A 3,420-nucleotide genomic window follows, 5' to 3' on the forward strand; every position below is an offset into this window, starting at 1 on the left:
GAGTTGAGTGTCCTCTGTCACCCCTACGGGGTTTTGGTTGTGAGGGTGGGAGTGCTGTTCCGGGGCCTGATGGCCCCGGCAATGGCTGTGTCGGCCCATCCGGGCCTGCTTGCTAGCCGTGCGTAGCTGGATTCGCCAGAATTCAGATGCTCCAGATGGAACGCGACCGAATTCTTGGCGAATCCGGCGACGGCATGTTCGATCTCTTGGCGAATCCGGATGCGTTGCGTGAGAGGCCCGGAGGGCCGGCAGAGGATCTGCCGGGGCCGTGAGGCCCCGGTGCATGAATTGGCCAATGCACCAAGCCCTGACGGGGCGACAGAGTTGAGTGTCCTCTGTCACCCCTTCAGGGTTTTGGTTGTGGGGGTGGGAGTGCTGTTCCGGGGCCTGATGGCCCCGGCAATGGCTGTGTCGGCCCGTTCGGGCCTGCTTGCTAACCGTGCGTAGCTGGATTCGCCAGAATTCAGATGCTCCAGATGGGATGCGTCCGAATTCTTGGCGGCCTCGGTTACGGCATGTCCGATCTCTTGGCGAATTCGGATGCGTTGCGTGAGAGGCCCGGAGGGCCGGAAGATCCTTTGCCGGGGCCGTGAGGCCCCGGTGCATGGAATGGCCAATGCACCAAGCCCTGAAGGGGCGACAGAGCTGAGTGTCCTCTGTCACCCCTTCAGGGTTTTGGTTCCAGGGGGTGGGAGCTGTTCCGGGGCCTGACGACCCCGGCAATGGCTGTGTTGGCCCATCCGGGCCTGCTTGCTGGCCGTGCGTAGCTGGATTCGCCAGAATTCAGATGCTCCAGACGGAACGCGACCGAATTCTTGGCGAATCCGGCGACGTGTTTTTATCCGAACCAGCGGTCATCTTATTCAGAATGCACCGAGAGGAACACTGATTCGAAGCAGACGTTTCTATTCGCCTTCACTTTGGGCGTCCGCGATCGCGCCGTCTTGGGCTTCAATGGCTTCCCAGTCGATGCCCTCGGGGGCAGTCAACTTTTCCGCGTCGCCGTCGCCCTGTGAACAGGCCGGCACGCCCAGCAGGCTCAACGCGAAACACAAGGTTGCAATCATTCGTGTCAACTTCATCATTCGAATCCTTCAATCGTTTCTTTCGAGGAAATGGACCCCAAAGCTCCCCACAACCCGTAGGGGCTCTTTTGTCCAACGGTGCCATAGTTCTTTGAAATACTCTGCGCCTGTTGGTTGCCGGCTTCGATGGAATCGTTGATGAACTTGACCGCTCCGTCGGCCAACAAAACATGCACGCCGCCTTGGTGGTGACTGGCGGAACTGAAGATTCCTGATTGCCACGAGGTTCCCCACTGCATCGCACAGGTGGGCGAATTGGGAGGCAGCACGGTGTTCATGCCAGTGATCATCAAGTGATAATTCCACCAACGTCCACCGCGAGAAGTGCCGCCGCTGTTCCACAGCGTGACGCTGCTCTCGATGAACTGAGGTCGTTGTGGATCGACCACTGCCGTGCAGATGCTCAGATCGGATCCCATCGAATCGTCGTTGGGAAAGTACGTGCGATTGACGACGGATCCACCCACACTGCGGTCGCCGAGGTCGGTCATGATCTCAGCCATTGCGATGGTGTTGGATAGTCCATCGAGAACATCACGGAACTTACGCGGTTCGTCACGTTTGAACAGCCCACGAAAGACCCCTTGATCGGCCCATTGGCTCGACGGTGGATAACCGACTCGCAGGAGTGCGTCGCCATGGCAAAACGCATAGTTCGACATTCCAGTTCCCAGTGGTGACATGCCTGGATCCGATGGGCATCGAAACGCGGGTGTTTGCATCTGGTACGGATCGTATTCGTTCAAGTCGACCCAGGGGCGGGGACCGAATGGCGGCCACAATCCAGCGGCGTTGGCGTCCGTTGGTGTTTCACCGGGTTCCGGCATCAATGGGTTGGACATCATTTCCCAAAGCCCCTGTTGCTCCAGGAATGGCAGCAAGCCGATGTTGGCACTGAGCTGCTTCAGAGCAGGCAGTGACGGCCCGGTCCCGTTGGGCGGCAGTCGGCTGAACGCCGCGTGGTAGTTGTGCAATGACAACCCGATCTGTTTGAAGTTGTTGCTGCACGACATCCGCCGAGCAGCTTCTCGAGCCGATTGAACGGCGGGCAGCAACAGCCCAACCAAAACACCGATGATAGCAATGACGACCAACAGCTCGACGAGCGTAAACGCATGGCGATTTTTGTCTGTTCTCACAAGACTCCTCCTTTGAATGAACGAATGAATCAATGGCGCTGCCTGGAACGCGGCACCAGAAACACGATGAAGCTCGTGCTTTGTCCAGAAAGAGGGGGGGAAGCCAGTTTTTGGACAGGATTTTCTCATAAAAGCCCAAATAGGTCGTTTTAGTTGTCCAAAAAGTGCCGGCTTGGACTCTTTGATTGCATGAATCCGACGAACAGCGTCGCTGATTCAATCCATGGATCTCCATCTTGCGACACCAGAGAAACGATGAAAAACAACCAAATTGGACGACGTGGCTTCTTGCGAGTGGTTGGAGGAGCAGGAGTGCTTTCCGCCACGGCCCCCGGTTACCTTCTGGGAAGTGAACGTTTGTCTTCGGAGGCGAGTTCAGCGGGCGATGGCGTCTTGGTCGAGGCCAGCCAATTCGACGATTTGGGTGGCTGGAAACTGGATACTCAGCACTACCAGCAAATGGGCGGCTGCTATCTTTTGGCTCATGGCATGGGGAAGCCGGTTGCCAACGCGACCACTCACGTCACTCTGCCTGATGCAGGAACTTGGCACGTATGGGTGAGGACGCGTGATTGGTGCCAGGGCGAATGGAAATCTCCAGGGCGGTTCAATGTGTCGGTCAACGAGAAAACTCTGACGCCGGAATTTGGAACAGAAGACACAAAATGGCATTGGCAAAATGGTGGTGCCATCGAGATCGATGACCCGGCCAAGGTGAAGATCGAGCTGGCTGACCTCACCGGTTTTGATGGCCGCTGTGATGCGGTCTATTTCTCCAAGTCGTCCTCGCCAATGCTGCCCAACGACGCCGCGGATTTGGTCGCTTGGAAAGATCAACTCACCGGCCGTGCTCAGTTGGAAGTCAATGAACTCGAGTTCGACTTGGTCATCGTCGGCGGCGGAATTTCAGGTTGTGGTGCGGCGCTGGCCGCACGTTCGCAAGGGCTGAAAGTGGCGTTGATCCAGGACCGGCCCATTTTCGGCGGCAATGCGTCCGAGGAAGTTCGTGTGCACACGTTGGGAATCCACGGTCGTGCCGCCGGGATCCTGAAAAAGATCGATACGGAACACTATCCCAACGGCAGCGCATTGGCCCGCAAGGATCAAAAGAAGCGAGAAGCCGCCATGGCCGCATCAGGCGTCGAACTTTTCGCGGGACACATCGCATGTGGATTGTCCAAGAGCGATGGACGTAT

3 protein-coding genes are annotated in these 3,420 nt (G+C 57.4%); 1 reads left to right on the top strand and 2 read right to left on the bottom strand.

What is annotated here, in order from left to right:
• Positions 1 to 905: 905 nt before the first annotated feature.
• Positions 906 to 1,085, bottom strand: a complete 180-nt coding sequence (locus ACF8AM_RS18900; RefSeq protein WP_392557140.1) for a hypothetical protein — start codon at positions 1,083 to 1,085, stop codon at positions 906 to 908.
• Positions 1,082 to 2,224, bottom strand: coding sequence for a DUF1559 domain-containing protein (locus tag ACF8AM_RS18905; RefSeq protein WP_392557141.1), 1,143 nt, complete (start codon positions 2,222 to 2,224; stop codon positions 1,082 to 1,084). The genes ACF8AM_RS18900 and ACF8AM_RS18905 overlap by 4 nt, the downstream gene beginning before the upstream one ends.
• 255 nt (positions 2,225 to 2,479) lie before the next feature.
• Here ACF8AM_RS18905 and ACF8AM_RS18910 point away from each other — a divergent pair.
• Positions 2,480 to 3,420 (top strand): FAD-dependent oxidoreductase (locus ACF8AM_RS18910; protein ID WP_392557142.1); only part of this gene is annotated, 941 nt, incomplete at its 3' end.

It is taken from the genome of Rhodopirellula sp. JB055, from assembly GCF_043100905.1.
In the GTDB taxonomy this organism is placed as follows: Bacteria; Planctomycetota; Planctomycetia; order Pirellulales; family Pirellulaceae; genus Rhodopirellula.